Consider the following 17,846-nt stretch of genomic DNA (forward strand, 5'->3'; position numbering starts at 1 on the left):
CCCATGCCACCCCTGTCCCTGTACCAACGCGCCCTGGGCGGCCCTGCCTACCAGCGACTGGCGCCCGCGCTGGCGCGGTTTCATGGCCTCTCGGGCCCGCACCGGCTGGTGGGCCAGGTGCAGGTCGAGGCGCCCGCCACCTGGCTGGGGCGTGTGCTGGCCTGGGCCCTGGGCGCGCCCCAGCGCGCGGTGCAGGGGGCGATCACCTTCGAGCTGCAGGCGCGCCCCGACGCCGAGGTGTGGACGCGCCGCTTTCCTGCCCAGACCATGCAGTCCACCCTGCGCGAGGTTGCAGGCCGGGTGGTGGAACACCTGGGGGCTGCGCGGCTGAGCTTTGTGTTGCGCGAATCCGAAGGGCGGCTGGTGATGGAGCTGCAGCAGCTGCATTTCTGCGGCATTCCGTGCCCCGCGTGGTTGTGCCCGCAGGTGGTGGCCGAAGAAACCGGGGTGGGCGATGCGCTGCACTTTCGCGTGCAGGCCACGGTGCCTGGCGTGGGGCGCGTGGTCAGCTACCGGGGGCACCTGCAGGTACCGTCGGGCGCGGCTGGGGTCGGAGTGGGGGCGTCCGCATGATTGTGGTGTTTGACGGGCAGTGCCTGCTTTGCAACGGCTGGGTGCAGTTTCTGCTGCGGCACGATCGCGCACAGCGCATCCGGTTTGTGTCTATCCAGAGCGCAGCGGGCCAGCAACTGTTGGCGCGGGCGGGGCTCCAGGTGGAAGGCCTGCAGACCCTGCTGGTCATCGACGGCGAGCGCAGTTGGCAGCACACCGCCGCCATCCTGCGCGTATTGCATGCCCTGGGCTGGCCCTGGCGGCTGGCCTGGGTGGGCTGGCTGGTGCCGGCCCCGCTGCGCGATGTGCTGTACCGCTGGGTGGCGCGCAACCGCTACCGGATCTGGGGCCGGTCTGCCACCTGCATGCTGCCTGCGCCCGAGCATGCGGCGCGGTTTCTGGACCAGGATCCTGCTCCTGGAATATTTCAAAAATGATAGCTATCAGCGCATGATGGATGCGCGGGAGAGCCGTTTTTTACTTGGATTCTGACGCCAGTTCGCGCGGGAAGGTGACCACATGGTCCACCTGGGCGCGGATGCCGATCCACTCGCCCAGCGCGTGGTCGTGGTGGCTGGGCACATGGGCCAGCAGGGTGTGGCCGCTGGCCAGGCGCAGGGTGTACAAAAACTCCGAACCCCGGAACGACTTGCGCACGATCTGCGCCTGCACCGGCGCGTGGTCGTCGTGCACGATGTCGTCGGCGCGCAGCAGCACATCGCAGGCGCCGCCAGGGTAACTGCCGGGCAGGGGGCATTCGTCCAGGTCGGTCAGCTCGCCCAAGGGGGTTTGTGCCACCACGTTGTCGCCGCGCTGCTCCAGCGTGGCAGGGGCGAACACACCGTGCCCGATGAAGTCGGCCACAAACCGCGTGGCGGGGCGGTGGTACAGGGTGTAGGCATCGTCCCACTGGTGCAGGTGGCCTTCGTGCATCACGCCGATCACGTCGCCAATCGCAAACGCCTCGAACTGGTCGTGCGTCACAAACAGGGCAGTGGCGCCCGCCGCCTTGAGGATGCCGCGCACCTCATGTGCCAGGCGCTCGCGCAGGTCCACGTCGAGGTTGGAGAACGGTTCGTCCAGCAGCATGAGCTGTGGGCGCGGGGCCAGCGCCCGGGCCAGTGCCACGCGCTGCTGCTGGCCGCCAGAGAGTTCGTGCGGATAGCGGTGCTCGCTGCCTTCCAGCCCTACCAGCTTCAGCACTTCGTCCACGCGCGCGGCCTGCTCGGCCCGGGGCAGCTGGTGGATGCCGAACGCCACATTGCGGCCCACGGAGAGGTGCGGGAACAACGCGTAGTCCTGGAACACCATGCCAATGCGCCGCTGCTCGGGCGGCACGCTCCGCTGGGCGCTGCTGACCACATTTTTGGTCAGGCGGATCTCGCCGCCCGTCACAGGCTCCAGCCCGGCCACGGCGCGCAGCAGGGTGGTCTTGCCGCAGCCAGAGGGGCCGATCAGCACCCCGATGTCACCGGCTTTCAGGCTGAGCGTGACGCCTTGCACGGCGGCCTGTGCGCGGCCTGCGTAGCGCACTTCGAGTTGGGAGACCTCAAGAAACATGCCTGCATTCTAGGTGGGCAGGGGCGAATGCTTAAAATTCGCATTTGCATTCCTGGGCGCTGCGGCGCCCATGCCTTTCGGCAGGTGTGCGCTTTTTTCCTTCTGCCGAGCCCACCGCCTTGCGCCGTACCCCGTCTTCTGTCCTTCGCAGCGTCCCGCTGATCCTGTTTGCAGGCTTTCTGGCTTTGCCGGTGCTGGCGGTGCTGGCGTCGTGGCTGCCGCTGTCCGCCCCCGGGCAGGGCGATGCCCAGGCGGGTGCCATCCTGCGCGAGATGGCAGCCACCGTGTTGCCCGGCTATGTGTGGACCACGCTATGGCTCAGCGTGCTGGTGGCGCTGGGCGCGGCCATGGTGGGCACCCTGGCGGCGGCGGCCGTGACGCTGTTTGATTTTCCGGGCCGCCGCACCTTTGAATGGCTGCTGCTGTTGCCGCTGGCCATGCCCGCCTACGTCACCGCCTATGCGTACACCGACTTCCTGCAGTTCAGCGGCCCGCTGCAGGTGGGCCTGCGCAACACCTTTGGCCTGGAAGGCCGCCTGCTGCCCGAGGTGCGCAGCCTGGGCGGCGCGGTGTGGGTGTTCATCTTCTCGCTCTACCCCTATGTGTACCTGCTGGCGCGCACGGCGCTGGGCGAACGCGCCGCGCACCTGATGGAGGCTGCGCGCCTGCTGGGCGCGCCGCTGCCACGCCGCATCCGTGCCGTGGCCTTGCCGCTGGCGCGCCCGGCCGTCGCCGCCGGGGTGGCGCTGGTGCTGATGGAAACCCTGGCCGACTTCGGCGTGGCCAGCTACTTTGGCATCCAGACCTTCACCACGGGCATCTACAAGGCCTGGCTGTCCATGGACAACCGCCTGGCCGCCGCGCAGCTGGCCACCATGCTACTGGTGGTGGTGATGGCACTGCTGCACCTGGAGCACCGCGCACAAAAACGCATGCGCTTTGCCACCGGCGGCGGTCGTGCGGGCTCGGCCGAGGCGCAGCCCCTGGCCTTGCGCGGCGCGCGCCGCTGGGCTGCCTGGGCGGTGTGCGCGGTGCCCGTGCTCATGGGCTTTGTGGCGCCGGTGCTGTTCATGCTGCGCCCGCTCGCGGCCGACTGGTCGGTGCTGCCGTGGGAGCGGTTCCTGGAATGGGCCTGGCACAGCGTGCGCTTAGGATGCATCACCGCCGTGCTGGCCGTGACCGTGGCGCTGGCGCTGGCCTTTGCCGTGCGCCGCCAGCCCGACGCCGTGACGCGCGGCGTGGTGCAACTGGCCAGCGTGGGCTACGCAGTGCCGGGCGCTGTGATCGTGGTGGGTCTGCTGCTGCCCGTGGGCTGGCTGCAGGCGGCGGTGCCCCAGTGGGGCGTGGGCGCGTTGGTCACGGCCACGGCGCTGGGCATTGTGTGGGCCTACCTGGTGCGCTTTTGCGCCGTGGCCCTGCAGTCCATGCAAAGCGGCTATGCGCGCATCCCGCTCAGCCTGGACGACTCTGCCCGCATGCTGGGCGTGGGCAGCTCAGGCCTGCTGGCGCGGGTGCACTGGCCACTGCTCAAGCGCTCCACCGCCGCCGCCGCGCTGCTGGTGTTTGTGGACGTGATGAAGGAGCTGCCCGCCACCATGGTGCTGCGCCCCTTCAACAGCGACACGCTGGCCGTGGTGGCCTACCAGCTGGCACGCGACGAGCGCCTGGGCGAGGCGGCCCTGCCGTCGCTGGCGCTGGTGGCTGTGGGGCTGGTGCCGGTGATTTTGCTCAGCCGGACGCTGCGCAGCCGGAACTGATCCCACAACGCCACAACGCCACAACGCCATAGCGCGCCAGGCCGCATGGGCCCTGCGGTGTACGCGTTACCTCAGAGCGATATTGTTTACTGAGGCTCAGCGCCTGGGCTGCGGGGCAAGGTGAGTGTGAAGCGCGAGCCTTGGCCTTCTGAAGAAGACAGCGTGAGCGTGCCCCCCATCAGCACGGCCAATGCCCGCGACAACGCCAGCCCGAGGCCCGTGCCGCCGTGCTGGTAGCTCACCTGGTCGTTGCCCTGGCGAAATTTTTCGAAGATCGTCTCGTGCAGGTGGGCCGGGATACCGGGGCCGGTATCCACCACATGAAAACGCACAGCGTCTGCCGTGGCATCCACTTCGATGGTGACGGCGCCTGTCTCGGTGAATTTCATGGCGTTGGAGAGCAGGTGGTTGAGCACCTGCTTCAGGCGCAGGCCATCACACACCAGCGTGGCGGGCGCATCGGGCGCGATCTGCACCTGCATGTCCAGGTTTTTGTTGGCGGCCGTGACGGCAAAGAAGTCGGCCGTGGACTGCACGATGTCCGCCACGTTCTGTTCCGTGGGCAGGTGTGGCATGGCGCCTGCCTCCACCTTGGCGAGGTCGAGGATTTCGGTGAGCAACGCGTTCAGGTGGTCGGCAGCCTTGCGGATCAGCCCGGCCTGCTCCTTGTAGCGGGGTTGGTCCAGCCGCAATTCCATCAGCTCGGCAAACCCCCGGATGCTGGTGAGGGGCGTGCGCAGCTCGTGCGACACGGCCGCCAGGAACTCGCTTTTGGCCTGGCTGGCCGAGCGCGCCTCGGCCTCGCTGATGCGCAGGGCGGCGTTGGTGCTCTCCAGCTGGCGCACGCTGCGCACAAAAATCAGGGCTGCGCCTGCCAGTGCAGCGCTGAACAGTGCCATGGTGATCAGTGCGATGTTGCGGCTGGCGCGCCACTCCTGCAAAGCCTCATTGGTGCTTGTGGCCACCACCACCATCAGAGGGTAGGTGCCCACACGGCTGTAGGCATAAATGCGTTCGATACCGTCGATGCCGCTGGAGCGCACATAGTGGCCGCTGGGGCCGCGTTCTTCTGCATTGTTGTCCGGACTGCGCGGCACCACACTTCCCATGCCGACACTCTGTCCGCCCATCACTCTTGCACGGATCGTGCGGTCGTTTCCGATAAGAGTCACGACACCCGTTTGCCCCAGTTGAACTCCCCGGTATACATCCTCGAAATAGCCGGGGTTCACCGAGGCAACGATCACGCCCGCTACGCCGCCGCCAGCGGCTGGAATTTTCCGCGACAACTGGATGGTGGCCTTACCAGACACCTTTCCAACCACGGGCTTGCCCACAAACAGTCCGCTAGGCGTCTGTTGCAGGCGGGCCGCCTCTGACGCGTCGGGATGGAGGTGTACCTGCACATGCTCGCGTTCAGACAGGTCTACGTGCCCCGTTTTTTCGCCAGTGGGGTCGATGTTGCTTCCAATGAACCGGCCGTCGGGGCCGACCAGGGAGAGCTGCGTCAGGATCTGAGGAGCGAGCCCGGTCTCGTTGGCAAACCGCGTGAAGTCTGCCTTTTCAAAGTCGTCGGCCTGAACCGCGTCCCGCATGCGCAGGGTGGCCTGGTCGACGGCCGCCATCACCCGCACGGTCTGTTCGCCCAGGCTGAGCGCGAGATTGCTGTTCTGGCGAATCTGCGCATTCATGGCATCGCGCCGTGACACGTCCATGAGCAGAGCCACGGTACCCCAGGCCATGAGCAAGACCAAGCCTGTGCCCCATGCCACCATGGAACGCAAAGGCAGGCTGGCTGGCCGCTTGAGAGGCGGCGCCGCACTGCTCGCGGCAGAACGCTCGGGGGTGATGGCGGAGGGCTGTTTAGGGGCCGTCATGGGCAAGTGTTTCCAAACGCAACTCCAGCCATCATAGGTGCGCTCCGCGATCAGGTCACTGGCGGCTGCTGCGCAACTGCGGTCCTTGCAGTTTTGTACCCAGTCTGCGCCAACCTATCACTATCCCCGTCACGCTCATCACCGCCCCGCCCAGGCTCAGCACGATGAGCAGGATGTCCCACAGCGGGCGGTGCTCCAGCAGCGGCAGCCAGTCCCAGCTGTGCAGCATAGCGAACAGCCAGCGGCTGGTGCGGCGGTGGCTGTCGGTGCGGCCCAGCACGGTGCCGGTGTGCGGGTCGATGTGCACCCAGCTCGCATTCGGGTCGTCAAACACCACGCGCAGTGCGGGCAGGGGTTTGTCGCTGCCACCGGTCATGGTGTGGGCGGCGCGGTCGTAGTAGTGCAGGTCGTAGGTCGTGAGGGTGTCGGTGCGCACCACCGCGTGGGGCAGCAGGCGCGCGGCGGCTTCGGCCACAGCTCCCGGGGCCCACACATGTGCTGCGGCGGTGGTGGCGTCCAGCACCGTCGGGGCGCCTGTGGGGCTGTAGGCGAGCACCAGCGTGTGGCCGGCATGGCGCACCCACCGCAGCTCACGGGTGTTGGGCGACGCGGCAGAGAGCAAGGCTTGCACCGTTGCTGCCTGCGCGGGCACTTCCAAAGGCCCGCCGTTCATGGCCTGCTGTCGCAGTGGAGCTGCGCCGCTGTCAAAAATCTTCCAGGGGTTCATGGACATGAGGCCGCTGAAGATCCAGGTGAACGTGATGGCGGCGAACACCAAGCCGAACACATGGTGCCAGCGCATCATGAAGCCCCGGTACGGCGTGCGTGCGCCCGTCTTGTACCGGCCGCGAAAGCGCCAGCGCAGCACGCCCACCACCGTGCCCGTCACCGTGAGCACGATGCCCGCGATGGACAGCCAGTTGACGATGTCTGTCCAGTAGTCGTTGAAGACATTGCCCCGGAAGGGGTAGAGCCAGTGGATCCAGGCGCCGACATAGTTCCAGGCCCGTTCCTGCAGCGGCGCATCGCGCACCACCTCGCCGGTGGTGCCCGACACATAGACCACGGTGCCAGCGCTGTCGCCCAAGTGCAGGCGGTGCAACGGGCGGTGCACATCCAGCGCGCGCGAGTGGGTGAAGGCGTCTTCGTCCAGCGTGCCCTGGTAGTCGATGGTGGCATCGGGATGCTGCGCGAAGGCGCGGGCCGATGCGATGGCCCGTTCTGCGTCCACCTGCTGCAGTTTTTCGCCGGTGATGGCGTCGATCACAACCGCAGCAGATGCTCTGCGCGGGCGTGGTGCGGCGTCGCCGGTGGGGGCGGCGGGAATCACCAGGTACACCGGGCGCCCGCCGCTGGCCACGGCCAGCCGCAGGTCTTGCAGCGGTCCCGCCACGCCCGCGCGCTGCAGGGCATCGGCGGGCTCCAGCAGGCGCTCGGGGCCCTGCATGGCGCTGCGCAGCGGTGGTAGATGGGCCAGGCGCTCCGCCTGCGTGAGCTTGGGGTAGCCCACGTACATCATCACCACGCCCGAGAGGAACCACATGGCGAAGAAGGCGCACAGCAACACGCCCAGCCAGCGGTGGACGAGGTACAGCCAGCGTTTGGCGTGTGGCATGTCGGGTGCTCCGCCTGGGTCAGAACGCGGTGTGCAGCGTCACGTCCAAGGTGCGCGGCGCACCCAGGTAGACCTGGTCGCGTGTCTCGGCCGCGTAGATGCGGTCGGTGGCGTTGCGCACGCGGGTGGTGAGCGTGGTGGTCTTGTTGACTTTCCAGGCCAGGCCCAGGTCCAGCAGTGTGTACGACGGCCAGAACTTGGTATTGGCCGCATTGCCATACACCTTGCCCACATGGCGCACACCCGCGCTGGCGGTGATGGTGGGTGTGATCGCGTACGATGCCCACAGGTTGGCCACCTGCTGTGGCACCAGTTGCGGCACGTTGCCCGCGCGCGAAACGCCGCCTTGCACAAAGTTTTCATACCGCGCACGGATCAGCGACAGGTTGCCCTGCAGCTGCCACTGTGGCGTGGGGCGGATGCCTGCCGACAGCTCAATGCCCTTGGACGACTGCTCGCCCACCAGCACGGTGAGATTGGGGTTGGACGGGTCTTGCGATGCGATGTTCTTGCGGCGGATGTCAAAGGCCGCCACCGTGGCGCTGCCCTTGCCGTCCCAGAAGTCGAACTTGCTGCCCACCTCGACCTGGCGGCCCGTGGTCAGCTCGCCGTTGTTTCGCACATCGGCAAACGAGGCCGAGGCCAGCGAGCCCGATGGCGGGTCGGCCGCGTTGGAGGCCTGCGCATACAGGTTGGCACCGGGCGCAATGTCCCACACCACGCCCAGGCGGCCGGTGGTGGGGCTGTAGCTGCGGCTGAAGGTGGCGGGCGATGTGGCCGTCACCGCACGGCGGTTCACCAGGTCCAGCTCGATGCGCTCGTGCCGCAGTGCGGTGATGAGGTTCACCCCTGAGGCCACCAGGGTGCGGTTTTCCAGGTACAGCGCCGTGTTGGTGATCTTGTTGTCCTTGTCAGGGTTCAAGACGGGCGACATGCCGGGAATGTCGAAGAAGTTCTCGGTGGAGAAGTTGTAGGGGTTGACCGTGCTCACGGTGACCGAGGGGCCGAACGGGAAGCGCGTCTGCTTGTTCACGCTCACGTCCAGGCCAAAGGCCCAGTCGCTCTTTCGGCCCGCGAGCTGGCCCTGGTAGGTGCCCTCCAGCCGGTCGCCCACCAGCGTCTGGTCGTGGCGCTGCAGGTAGGGTGCCGTGCGCGTGACGGCCGTGTTGCTCGCGTTGAAGGTGTAGATCTCGACATTGCGGTAGTCGCGCAGGGCGTCGTACACGTAGAACGTGTTCTTGAGCTGCAGCGCGTCCGACACGCGCCACTGCGCCACTGAGCGCAGCCACTGCACGCGGTGCTCGTACATGCCGTCGGCGCTGTTGTAGTTCTTGAAGCGCGTGGCAGGGTCGATCTGCAGCGCGCCCACGGCGGGGTTCAGCACCGGCGTGCCCCAGTAGGGGCGGTCCACATGGTCCTTCTGGTATTCGTAGGCCAGCGTGTGGCTGAAGCCGCCGCCCAGGTCCGACAGTAGCGAAGTGGCCAACTGGGTGGACTGCGTCTTGGTGCCTTCGGTCCAGCTGCCTGCGTTGCGGTGGTTGAGGTCGATGCGTGCGTAGTGGGCCGGGCCTGCGCCGCCATTGCCGCCCGCGATGCGGCGGTTCAGGCCCACCGACACTTCCTTCATGTCGTAGGAGCCCAGGCGGATCTGACCCTCGGCAAAGTCGCTGCGTTCGGCCGTCTTGGTGATGTAGTTGATGGAGCCACCCACGCCGCCCGAGCCGTACAAAAAGCTTGAGGCACCGCCGATGGCTTCCACGCGGTCGTAGATCCAGCTATCGACCGCGCGCGTGGCGCTGCCATATTGCGGATTGATGCCGTTGTAGAGCTGCGCCACCGAGTTGCTGGTGAAGCCCCGGTAGTGTGCAGACATCGAGCCTGGCGCGTTGTGGGCCACCACGCCCGGCACGGCGCGCAGGATCTCCTGCGTGTCTTGCGCGCTGCGTGCGTCGATGGTGGCGCGGTCCACCACCGTGACGGAGGCGGGGTTCTCGCGCACCGTCAGGCCCAGGCGGCTGCCGGTGTCCACCGGGGTGTCCAGGCTGAGCTTGCCGTTGGGGGATGCAGCGGCATCGACCACATCCACAGTCTGCAGTGTGGGTGGGGTGTTGGTCTGTGCATGGGCTGCGACCGAGGCCAGCGCGCAGGTGGCAAGCACGCCCAGGCACAAAGGGGAAAGGGGCAGGCGCGGAAAGGCCGTAGCGCTGCGCGAAGCAAAAGAAATACGGGACATGAAAACGCTCTTGTCTTGAAGCGACAGTGCCGCTGCCCCGCGCGCGTCAACGCATCGCACAAGGCAGCACTGTCTGGAAACCAGCGGGAACAAGGCAGCACCCGACCACCAGGTACCGGGCACTGCCAACAAGCTTCAGATCAAGAGCGCGATGGGGGCCCGCGAGCGGGCAGAGGGGCTGCAGTGGCGGCCGCAATGCGGGCCGCCTCGACGGGCTGCAGCGCATGGGCCAGGGGGTGGGGCGGCAGCACGGCGGCTACCGGTGTGGGGGGCGGGGCGCTGGGGGTGAAGCACAGCGGGCAGTCCATGCCCATCGCGCCCATTTCGACAGTGCCATCGTCGGTCTGCACCAGCAGCTTGATGGTGCCCGCGCCCGAGCAGATCACCTCAAAGGCCTGGGGGTGCACCAGTGGCGATGCAATGGCCACCCCCATTGACGCCACGAACCATGCGAGCACCCACAGGCGCAGCGCAGCAAAGGTTCGTCGGGGGGCGGTCATGGGGCGCGATGATAGCGGAGGGGATCCAGTCCCGCGCTGAGGCGGGCATGGGGGAGGGGCGAGCCTCCCATCAGGAGATAGGCCTCGTGCGCTCTATTTGCTATTAAATTAATAGCTTATAGCGCAATGTGGTAGCGCGGCAGGGCCTGTTTTTCCCTACATTTTCAGCAACCCGCTGCGACGCCTGTCCGGTGGGTTGCGGGCTGGCAGCTTCACGCCTGCGTGTACGCCGTCTTCACCGTGGTGTAGAACTCCGCCGCGTAACGCCCCTGCTCGCGCGGACCGTAGCTGCTACTCTTGCGGCCGCCGAACGGCACGTGGTAGTCCACGCCCGCCGTGGGCAGGTTCACCATCACCATCCCGGCCTGGGCGTGGCGCTTGAAGTGTGTGGCGTGCTTGAGGCTGGTGGTGGCAATGCCGCTGGCCAGGCCAAACGGGGTGTCGTTGGCCAGGGCCAGCGCCTCTTCGTAGTTCTTGGCGCGCAACACGCTCACCACGGGGCCGAAGATCTCTTCGCGGTTGATGCGCATGCCGGGCGTGGTCTCGGTGAACAGGGCAGGGCGCAGGTAGTAGCCGGGCGCACCGTCGGCGTTCTTCTCCAGCGCTTCGCCGCCATAGGCGAGCTTGGCGCCCTCCTGCTGGCCGATGCCGATGTATTCCAGGTCCTGTGCGAGCTGGCGGTCGTCCACCACGGGGCCGATGTCGGTGCCGGCCTTGCGGGCGTCGTCCACCTTCAGGGTCTTCATCTTCTCGACCATGGCGGCCACGAAGCGGTCGTGGATGCCTTCGGTCACGATCACGCGGCTGCTGGCCGTGCAGCGCTGGCCGGTGGAGAAGAAGCCGCTGTTGATGGCCGCGCCCACCGCCACGTTCAGGTCCGCGTCGTCCAGCACCACGAAGGGGTTCTTGCCGCCCATCTCCAGCTGCACCTTGGCGCCGCGCGGTACGCAGGCCGCCGCCACGCGCTGGCCGGTGCCCACGGAGCCCGTGAAGCTCACGCCCGCGATGCGTTCGTCTTCGAGTAGCACGGCGCCCACGTCCGATCCCCGGCCCATCACCAGGTTGAACACGCCGGCGGGCAAGCCAGCGCGGTGCAGGATGTCGGCCAGCGCCCAGGCGGAGCCGGGCACCACTTCGGCGGGCTTGAACACCACGCAGTTGCCGTAGGCCAGGGCGGGGGCAATCTTCCAGGCCGGGATGGCGATGGGGAAGTTCCACGGCGTGATGATGCCGATGGTGCCCAGCGGCTCGCGCGTGATCTCGATGCCCACGCCGGGGCGCACGGACGGGATCATCTCGCCACCGGGGCGCAGCGCCTCGCCAGCGAAGAACTTGAAGATGGCGGCCGCGCGGCCCACTTCGCCAATCGCTTCGGGCAGGGTCTTGCCTTCTTCGCGGGCCAGCAGGTCGCCCAGCTCGGCCTTGCGGGCGATGATCTCGTTGCCCACGGCGTCCAGGATGTCGAAGCGCTGCTGGGGCGTGGAGAGGCTCCAGGCCGGGAAGGCCGCGTGCGCGGCGGCCACGGCGTCGAGCGCCTGCTCGCGGCTGGCCACGGCGTAGTCGCCAATCACGTCGCGCGTGTCAGAGGGGTTGGTGTTCTGGTAGGTGCGAACGCCGTCGGTCCAGGCGCCGCCAATCAGGTTTGCATGCATGGCTGTGGTGGTGTGTGGTGGGTTGAAGAAATCAGAACAAAGCCCGTAGCGCGCCAAGGCGCACCCGGCGCTCAGGGAGGGGGGCCACGGCGCCCGAAACCCCAGCCAGCGCCGTGAGGCGCGGCGTATGCTGGGCAGGAATGATTTGTTGTATGTCATCGTACAACATATTGATCGAGAGCGCCTGCGGGTAATTACTCATGGGACCACTGTCTGCGCGCCCGTCCAGCAGTGCGGGGTGGGGCGTAGTGGGCATCTGGGGCGTTAAAGCTGCGGACCGTTCATGCTCAACTGGCTTCGGCCTGCGCGCGCCGCCTGCGCTCGCGGCTGTTGGCCAGGTGGGTGCGCATGGCGGCGCGGGCGGCGTCCGGGTCCTGGCCCACGATGGCGTCGTAGATGCTTTCGTGCTCGCCGTTGACCCGCCGCAGGTACTGCCGCCGCTCATCGTTGGCCGAATCCATCGCAGCCAGGCGTGCACGGGGGATGATCATGCTGCCCAGCGTGCCCATCAGCTCGGCGAAGTGGCTGTTTTGCGTGGCGCGGGCAATCTCCAGGTGGAACTGGAAGTCGGAGGCCACGGCATCACGCCCTGCGTCCACAGCGGCGGCCACGGCGTCGAGCGCCTCGCGCATGGTTTTCAGGTTGGCATCAGTGCGGCGCTGGGCGGCCAGGGCCGCCGCCTCAGTTTCGACGCCGATGCGCAGTTCCAGCACTGCAATCACGTCGCGCAGGGTGCTGAACTGGTCGGGCGTGATTTTGAAGCCGGGCGCCTGGCCCAGGCCCAGCACAAAGGTGCCGATGCCGTGCCGTGTTTCCACCAGGCCCGAGGCCTGCAGCTTGGAAATCGCCTCGCGCACTACGGTGCGGCTGACGCTGAACTCGGCCATGATCGCCGCCTCGGTGGGCAGCTTGTCGCCCAGGGCCAGGCGGCCGTCCCGGATACGGTCTCCGAGGGACTCCACCAGTTCCAGGGCCAGGGTGCGGGGTTTGCGGCGAAGGGTGGTGTCGGTGGTCATTCTTGGTGTTATCCCTATGGGGCGCCGGGGGCAGAAGCAGTACATTGCATTCCGTTGTACGACAACTGATGACGTTCAACGAATGTGCTGCCACTGTACCAAGAACCTCTGCCTTTGTAACCGCCATGCCTTGCCACCCGACGCCCCTCCGCTTTCAACGCCTGCTGCTGACCGGAGCTTCCGGAGGCCTGGGCCAGGAGCTGCGCACGCGGCTGAAGGCCTACTGCACGACCTTGCGCCTGTCGGACATCGCGAACCTGGGCGATGAGGGCGCGGGAGAGGAGTTGCGTCCTGCGCGCCTGGAAGATGCTGGCGCCGTGCTCAGCCTGCTGGAGGGGGTAGATGCCGTGGTGCACCTCGGGGGCGTGTCCACCGAACAGCCCTGGGAGCCGATCCTGCAGGCGAACATCGTCGGCGTCTACAACCTGTACGAAGCGGCGCGCAAGCAGGGCGTCAAGCGGGTGGTGTTTGCCAGCTCCAACCACGTCACGGGTTTTTATCGCCAGGACGAAGTCGTGGGCCTGCGCGACCCGGCGCGCCCCGACGGGCTGTATGGAGTCTCCAAGGCGTTTGGTGAAGACCTCTCGCGTTTTTATTTCGACCGCTACGGCATCGAGACCGTGTGCCTGCGCATCGGCTCGTCCTTCCCCGAGCCGCGCAACCGCCGCATGCTCGCTACCTGGATGAGCTATGACGATCTGGAGCGCCTGGTGGTTGCCAGCCTGACCGCCCCGGTGGTGGGGCACAGCATCATTTATGGCATGGGCGACAACACCACCACCTGGTGGGACAACACCCTGGCGCGCCACGTCGGCTACCGTCCGCAGGACAGCTCCGAGCCCTTCCGCGCCAAGGTGGAAGCGGCTGACCCGCACCCCGACCTGGCCGATCCCGCCGTGATCTACCAGGGCGGGCCGTTCGTGCGGACCGGCCCTTTCGAATGACACCAGCGTCGGGCTTTCCATCCATTCCTGCTTCACTCAAAAACCATTCCACCGGAGACACACCATGACCTTTCGCCGATCCCTGCTGACCGCTTGCGCTACCGCCGTGGCCGCGATGGCCTTTCTTCCCGTTGCCGCCCAGGCCCAGTCCATGGTGCTGAAGGCGGCCGACGTGCACCCCGCCGGCTACCCCAACGTGGTGGCGGTGGAAAACATGGGCAAGAAGCTCGAAGCTGCCACGCAGGGGCGCCTGAAGATCCAGACCTTCCCCGGTGGCGTGCTGGGTGGCGAGAAGGAAATGATCGAGCAGACGCAGTTCGGTGCCATCAACATCCTGCGCACCTCGCTCGGCCCGGTGGGCACGGTGGTGCCTGAGGTGAACGTGTTCAACATGCCCTTCGTGTTCCGCAGCCAGGACCACATGCGCGCGGTGATCGACGGTGCCATTGGCGACGAGCTGCTGGCCAAGATCAGCGCATCGCCCGCCAAGCTGGTAGCCATCGGCTGGATGGATGGTGGCTCGCGCAGCCTGTACACCAAGAAGCCCGTGCGCAGCCCCGCCGACCTCAAGGGTCAGAAGGTGCGCATGATGGGCAACCCGCTGTTCGTGGACACCATGAATGCCATGGGCGGCAACGGCATCTCGATGGGTTATGGCGAAGTGTTCACCGCGCTGCAGACTGGCGTGGTGGATGGCGCTGAAAACAATGCGCCCAGCTTCTTCACCAGCAACCACTACAGCACGGGGGCAAAGTTCTACACGCAGACCAACCATCTGATCATTCCCGAACTGCTGGTGGTCTCCAAGGTCACGTGGGACAAGCTCAGCAAGGACGACCAGGCCCTGCTCAAGAGGTTTGGCCGCGAGGCGCAGCTGGAGCAGCGCGCGCTGTGGGACAAGAGCGTGGAGGACTACACCGCCAAGCTCAGGGCAGCCGGTGTGGAGTTCATCAACGTGGACACCAAGGCCTTCTATGACGCCACCGCCCCGGTGCGCGCCAAGTACGGCGCCAACTATGCGGACCTGATGAAGCGCATCGAGGCGGTGAAGTAAGCACTGGGTTTGCGTCTTGCGTGGGCGAACTCCTGGTGGGTTGCCTGCGCCTTTTTTCTTTGTCTTTCAGACCTGCTTGTATGGACCACCCCTTTTTGCGCTGGATGGACCGGTTGTACCTGGCCACCATCTGGGCGGCCGGCACGGCCATCTTCTTCATGTCGCTGATCATCCCCTGGGGCGTGTTCAGCCGCTATGTGATGGGCACGGGCTCGCAGTGGCCCGAGCCCATTGCCATCCTGCTCATGATGGTGTTCACCTTCATCGGCGCTGCGGCGGCCTACCGTGCGGGCGGGCACATCGCCGTCAACATGCTCACCGAAAAATTGCCCGCCCTCCTGCAGCGGCTGCTGGCGGTGGTGGTGGATCTGCTCATGCTGGTCATCTGCGGCTTTGTGGCCTGGTATGGCACCAACCTATGCATTGAAACCTGGGGCCAGGGCATTGCCGAGCTGCCCTGGTTGCCCGTGGGCGCCACCTATGCGTCGCTGCCCATCGGTGCGGCCGTCACGCTGCTGTTCGTGCTGGAGAAGATGGTCTTCGGGCCGCAGAACCACCGGCGCATCGTGCGTTTTGAAGAACTGACGGAAGGCGCCTGATCATGGATACCTTGGTACTGCTGGGCACTTTCTTTGTGCTCATGATGATCGGTGTGCCGATCGCCTATTCGCTGGGGCTGTCGGCCCTGGCGGGCGCGTTGTGGATCGATCTGCCGCTGGACGCGGTGATGATCCAGGTGGCCTCGGGCGTCAACAAGTTTTCGCTGCTGGCCATTCCATTTTTTGTGCTGGCGGGCGCCATCATGGCCGAGGGCGGCATGGCGCGGCGTCTGGTGGCCTTTGCGGGTGTGCTGGTAGGCTTCATCCGGGGTGGGCTGTCGCTGGTCAACATCCTGGCGTCCACCTTCTTTGGCGCCATCTCTGGTTCGTCGGTGGCGGATACCGCGTCCATCGGTTCGGTGCTGATCCCCGAGATGGAAAAGAAAGGCTACCCCCGCCCCTTCGCTACAGCCGTGACCGTGAGCGGTTCGGTGCAGGCCATCCTGATTCCGCCCAGCCACAACGCCGTGCTGTATTCGCTGGCGGCAGGTGGCACGGTGTCGATTGCCGCGCTGTTCATGGCCGGTGTGCTGCCGGGGCTGCTCATGGGCCTCACGCTGGCGGGACTGTGCCTGTTCACCGCGCACCGTGAGGGCTACCCCAAGGGCGAGGTGATCCCGCTCAAGCAGGCGCTCAATATCTGTGTGGAGGCGCTGTGGGGCCTGATGACCATGGTCATCATCCTGGGTGGCATCCTGTCGGGCGTCTTCACGGCCAACGAGTCGGCGTCGATCGCAGTGGTGTGGGCGTTTTTCGTGACCATGTTTGTCTACCGCGACTACAAGTGGCGCGACCTGCCCAAGCTGGTGCACCGCACCGTCAAGACCGTCACGGTGGTGATGATCCTCATCGGGTTTGCGGCAGCCTTTGGCTATCTCATGACCATGATGATGATCCCGATGAAGGTCACGGCCTTCCTCACCAGCCTGTCTGACAACAAATACGTCATCCTCGCCATGATCAACATCATGCTGCTGTTGCTGGGCTGCCTGATGGACATGTCGCCACTGATCCTGATTCTCACCCCCATCCTGCTGCCCGTGGTCAAGATGCTGGGTGTGGACCCGGTGCACTTCGGCATGATCATGATGGTGAACCTGGGCATCGGCCTCATCACGCCGCCAGTGGGTACGGTACTCTTCACCGGGGCGGCGGTGGCCAAGCTGCCGCTGGGCATCGTGACCAAGGCCATGATGCCGTTCTTTGTGGCGCTGTTTGTGGTGTTGCTGATGGTGACCTACGTGCCCGCGATTTCGCTGTGGCTGCCCCGTGCGATGGGGTTGTGAAGAAATGAAGTACCCCCTGAGTCGCCTTCACCGCCTTCCTCCACAAGGGGGACGACGCCCCGACTGCAGGGCGACCCTTGCTCTGCGTCCCTGGCCTGGTCCCTGCTCGTCCCATCGGCCGTGGGTAGTGGGCAGCTCCGAGGTGCACTGAAATGGTTACACGCTCGATGGCCGCCGATACCTTGGTATTTGTCTCCTGCGCTGACAGTGGCGAACTGCATGTACTTCACCTGGACTCTGGCACGGGGCAGTTGCGCACCGAGCAGATCCTGGCGCTGGGCGGGCAGCTTATGCCCATGGCGCTCAGCCCGGACGGCACCCGCCTGTATGTGGCGCGCCGCAGCGACCCGCTGGCCGTGGTCACCCTGTCGGTGGATGCACGCGCGGGCCGCGCTGAGGTGTTGGGCGAGGCCCCTTTGCCCGCCAGCATGGCCCATGTGGCGACCGATGGCACGGGGCGCTGGTTGTTGAGTGCGTCCTACGGCGCCGACCTGGTCGCAGTGCAGGCTATTGCGGATGATGGTGCGGTCGTGGCAGCGGGTGATGCTCGCACCTACGCCATGGGTCGCCATGCCCACAGCGCCTTGGCCAGCCCCGGCAATGGCTTTGTGCTGGCGGCCTCGCTGGGGGGCGGGCAGTTGCATCGCTACCGTTTTGACGCTGCCAAGGGCGCGCTGCAGCCCACCGACCCTGCCGTGTTCGCCTTGCCGACGGGCACAGGCCCCCGGCACCTGCGGTTCAATGCGCAGGGCGACCGCATCTACCTGCTGGGTGAATTGGATGCCTGCGTGCATGTGCTGGCCTGGGACGAAGCCAGCGGCGGCCTGCAGCTGCTGCAAAGCCTGCCGACATTGCCACCGGGCTTTGCAGGCCCCGCATGGGGCGCAGACCTACATCTGAGCCCGGATGGCCGCTGGCTTTACACCAGCGAACGCAACAGCCACACCCTGGCCGGGTTTGCCGTCGATGCGGCCACGGGCCTGCTGGCCCCCATGGGCCATTGGTCCACGCAACTGCAGCCCCGGGGCTTTGCCATCACTCCGGACGGGCGCCACCTGATTGCCGCAGGCCAGATCAGCCACCGTGTGGGTGTGCACTTGATCGCGCCTGGCAGCGGTGCCCTGACCCAGATGGCCGAGCACGATGTGGGGCTCAACCCGAACTGGATTACCGTGCTGCCCATGCAGCCTGATGCCTGATA

The 17,846-nt window shown here is 66.4% G+C and carries 16 protein-coding genes; 8 read left to right on the top strand and 8 right to left on the bottom strand.

From position 1 onward, the window contains the following. Positions 1–3: 3 nt before the first annotated feature. Together AvAM_RS04025 and AvAM_RS04030 are read left to right on the top strand one after the other, a co-directional pair. Entirely contained in the window at positions 4–573 is a 570-nt protein-coding gene (locus AvAM_RS04025) for a DUF4166 domain-containing protein (protein WP_137745871.1), read from the top strand. Next, positions 570–989, top strand: coding sequence for a thiol-disulfide oxidoreductase DCC family protein (locus AvAM_RS04030; RefSeq protein WP_137745872.1), 420 nt, complete (start codon positions 570–572; stop codon positions 987–989). Before AvAM_RS04025 ends, AvAM_RS04030 begins: the two co-directional genes overlap by 4 nt. A 40-nt stretch (positions 990–1,029) precedes the next feature. On the opposite strand, the gene AvAM_RS04035 is transcribed toward AvAM_RS04030, so the two are convergent. Further along, positions 1,030–2,112: an ABC transporter ATP-binding protein gene (locus AvAM_RS04035; RefSeq protein ID WP_137745873.1), complete on the bottom strand. Its 1,083-nt coding sequence runs from the start codon at positions 2,110–2,112 to the stop codon at positions 1,030–1,032. A 119-nt stretch (positions 2,113–2,231) separates the two neighbouring features. On the opposite strand from AvAM_RS04035, the gene AvAM_RS04040 reads away from it, so the two are divergent. After that, on the top strand, positions 2,232–3,869 hold the full coding sequence (locus tag AvAM_RS04040) for an iron ABC transporter permease (RefSeq protein ID WP_137745874.1): 1,638 nt from the start codon (positions 2,232–2,234) through the stop codon (positions 3,867–3,869). 86 nt (positions 3,870–3,955) lie between these two features. Here AvAM_RS04040 and AvAM_RS04045 read toward each other — a convergent pair whose 3' ends face one another. The 7 genes from AvAM_RS04045 to AvAM_RS04070 form a co-directional block, all read right to left on the bottom strand. Then, complete coding sequence (locus AvAM_RS04045; protein ID WP_249367925.1) at positions 3,956–5,746, bottom strand: ATP-binding protein; 1,791 nt, start codon at positions 5,744–5,746, stop codon at positions 3,956–3,958. 55 nt (positions 5,747–5,801) lie between these two features. Beyond that, positions 5,802–7,361, bottom strand: a complete 1,560-nt coding sequence (locus tag AvAM_RS04050; RefSeq protein WP_137745875.1) for a PepSY-associated TM helix domain-containing protein — start codon at positions 7,359–7,361, stop codon at positions 5,802–5,804. 19 nt (positions 7,362–7,380) lie between these two features. Continuing rightward, the gene (locus AvAM_RS04055) at positions 7,381–9,594 is read right to left on the bottom strand and encodes a TonB-dependent siderophore receptor (RefSeq protein WP_249367927.1); all 2,214 of its coding nucleotides are present in this window, start codon (positions 9,592–9,594) and stop codon (positions 7,381–7,383) included. Between the two features lie 140 nt (positions 9,595–9,734). Further along, a complete protein-coding gene (locus AvAM_RS04060; protein WP_137745876.1) occupies positions 9,735–10,094 on the bottom strand; it encodes a DUF2946 family protein in 360 nt (119 codons plus the stop codon). 212 nt (positions 10,095–10,306) lie between these two features. Beyond that, entirely contained in the window at positions 10,307–11,746 is a 1,440-nt protein-coding gene (locus tag AvAM_RS04065; RefSeq protein WP_137745877.1) for an aldehyde dehydrogenase family protein, read from the bottom strand. A 31-nt stretch (positions 11,747–11,777) separates the two neighbouring features. Then, the gene (locus tag AvAM_RS25600) at positions 11,778–11,948 is read right to left on the bottom strand and encodes a hypothetical protein (RefSeq protein ID WP_171012131.1); all 171 of its coding nucleotides are present in this window, start codon (positions 11,946–11,948) and stop codon (positions 11,778–11,780) included. 85 nt (positions 11,949–12,033) lie between these two features. Further along, complete coding sequence (locus AvAM_RS04070; protein WP_137745878.1) at positions 12,034–12,762, bottom strand: FadR/GntR family transcriptional regulator; 729 nt, start codon at positions 12,760–12,762, stop codon at positions 12,034–12,036. Between the two features lie 125 nt (positions 12,763–12,887). Here AvAM_RS04070 and AvAM_RS04075 point away from each other — a divergent pair, with 125 nt between their 5' ends. The 5 genes from AvAM_RS04075 to AvAM_RS04095 all read left to right on the top strand — a co-directional run bounded on the left by AvAM_RS04075 (position 12,888) and on the right by AvAM_RS04095 (position 17,844). Continuing rightward, positions 12,888–13,706: an NAD(P)-dependent oxidoreductase gene (locus AvAM_RS04075; protein WP_137745879.1), complete on the top strand. Its 819-nt coding sequence runs from the start codon at positions 12,888–12,890 to the stop codon at positions 13,704–13,706. A gap of 64 nt (positions 13,707–13,770) precedes the next feature. After that, positions 13,771–14,760 carry a TRAP transporter substrate-binding protein gene (locus AvAM_RS04080; RefSeq protein ID WP_137745880.1) on the top strand — a complete coding sequence of 330 codons (990 nt, stop codon included), beginning with the start codon at positions 13,771–13,773 and terminating at the stop codon, positions 14,758–14,760. Positions 14,761–14,840: 80 nt separating this feature from the next. Then, a complete protein-coding gene (locus AvAM_RS04085; RefSeq protein WP_137745881.1) occupies positions 14,841–15,359 on the top strand; it encodes a TRAP transporter small permease in 519 nt (172 codons plus the stop codon). Between the two features lie 2 nt (positions 15,360–15,361). Beyond that, entirely contained in the window at positions 15,362–16,645 is a 1,284-nt protein-coding gene (locus AvAM_RS04090) for a TRAP transporter large permease (RefSeq protein ID WP_137745882.1), read from the top strand. A 152-nt stretch (positions 16,646–16,797) separates the two neighbouring features. Beyond that, positions 16,798–17,844 carry a lactonase family protein gene (locus AvAM_RS04095; RefSeq protein WP_212742252.1) on the top strand — a complete coding sequence of 349 codons (1,047 nt, stop codon included), beginning with the start codon at positions 16,798–16,800 and terminating at the stop codon, positions 17,842–17,844. Positions 17,845–17,846: the final 2 nt, after the last annotated feature.

The sequence above is a fragment of the Acidovorax sp. NB1 genome, assembly GCF_005405905.1.
GTDB lineage: Bacteria > Pseudomonadota > Gammaproteobacteria > Burkholderiales > Burkholderiaceae_C > Acidovorax.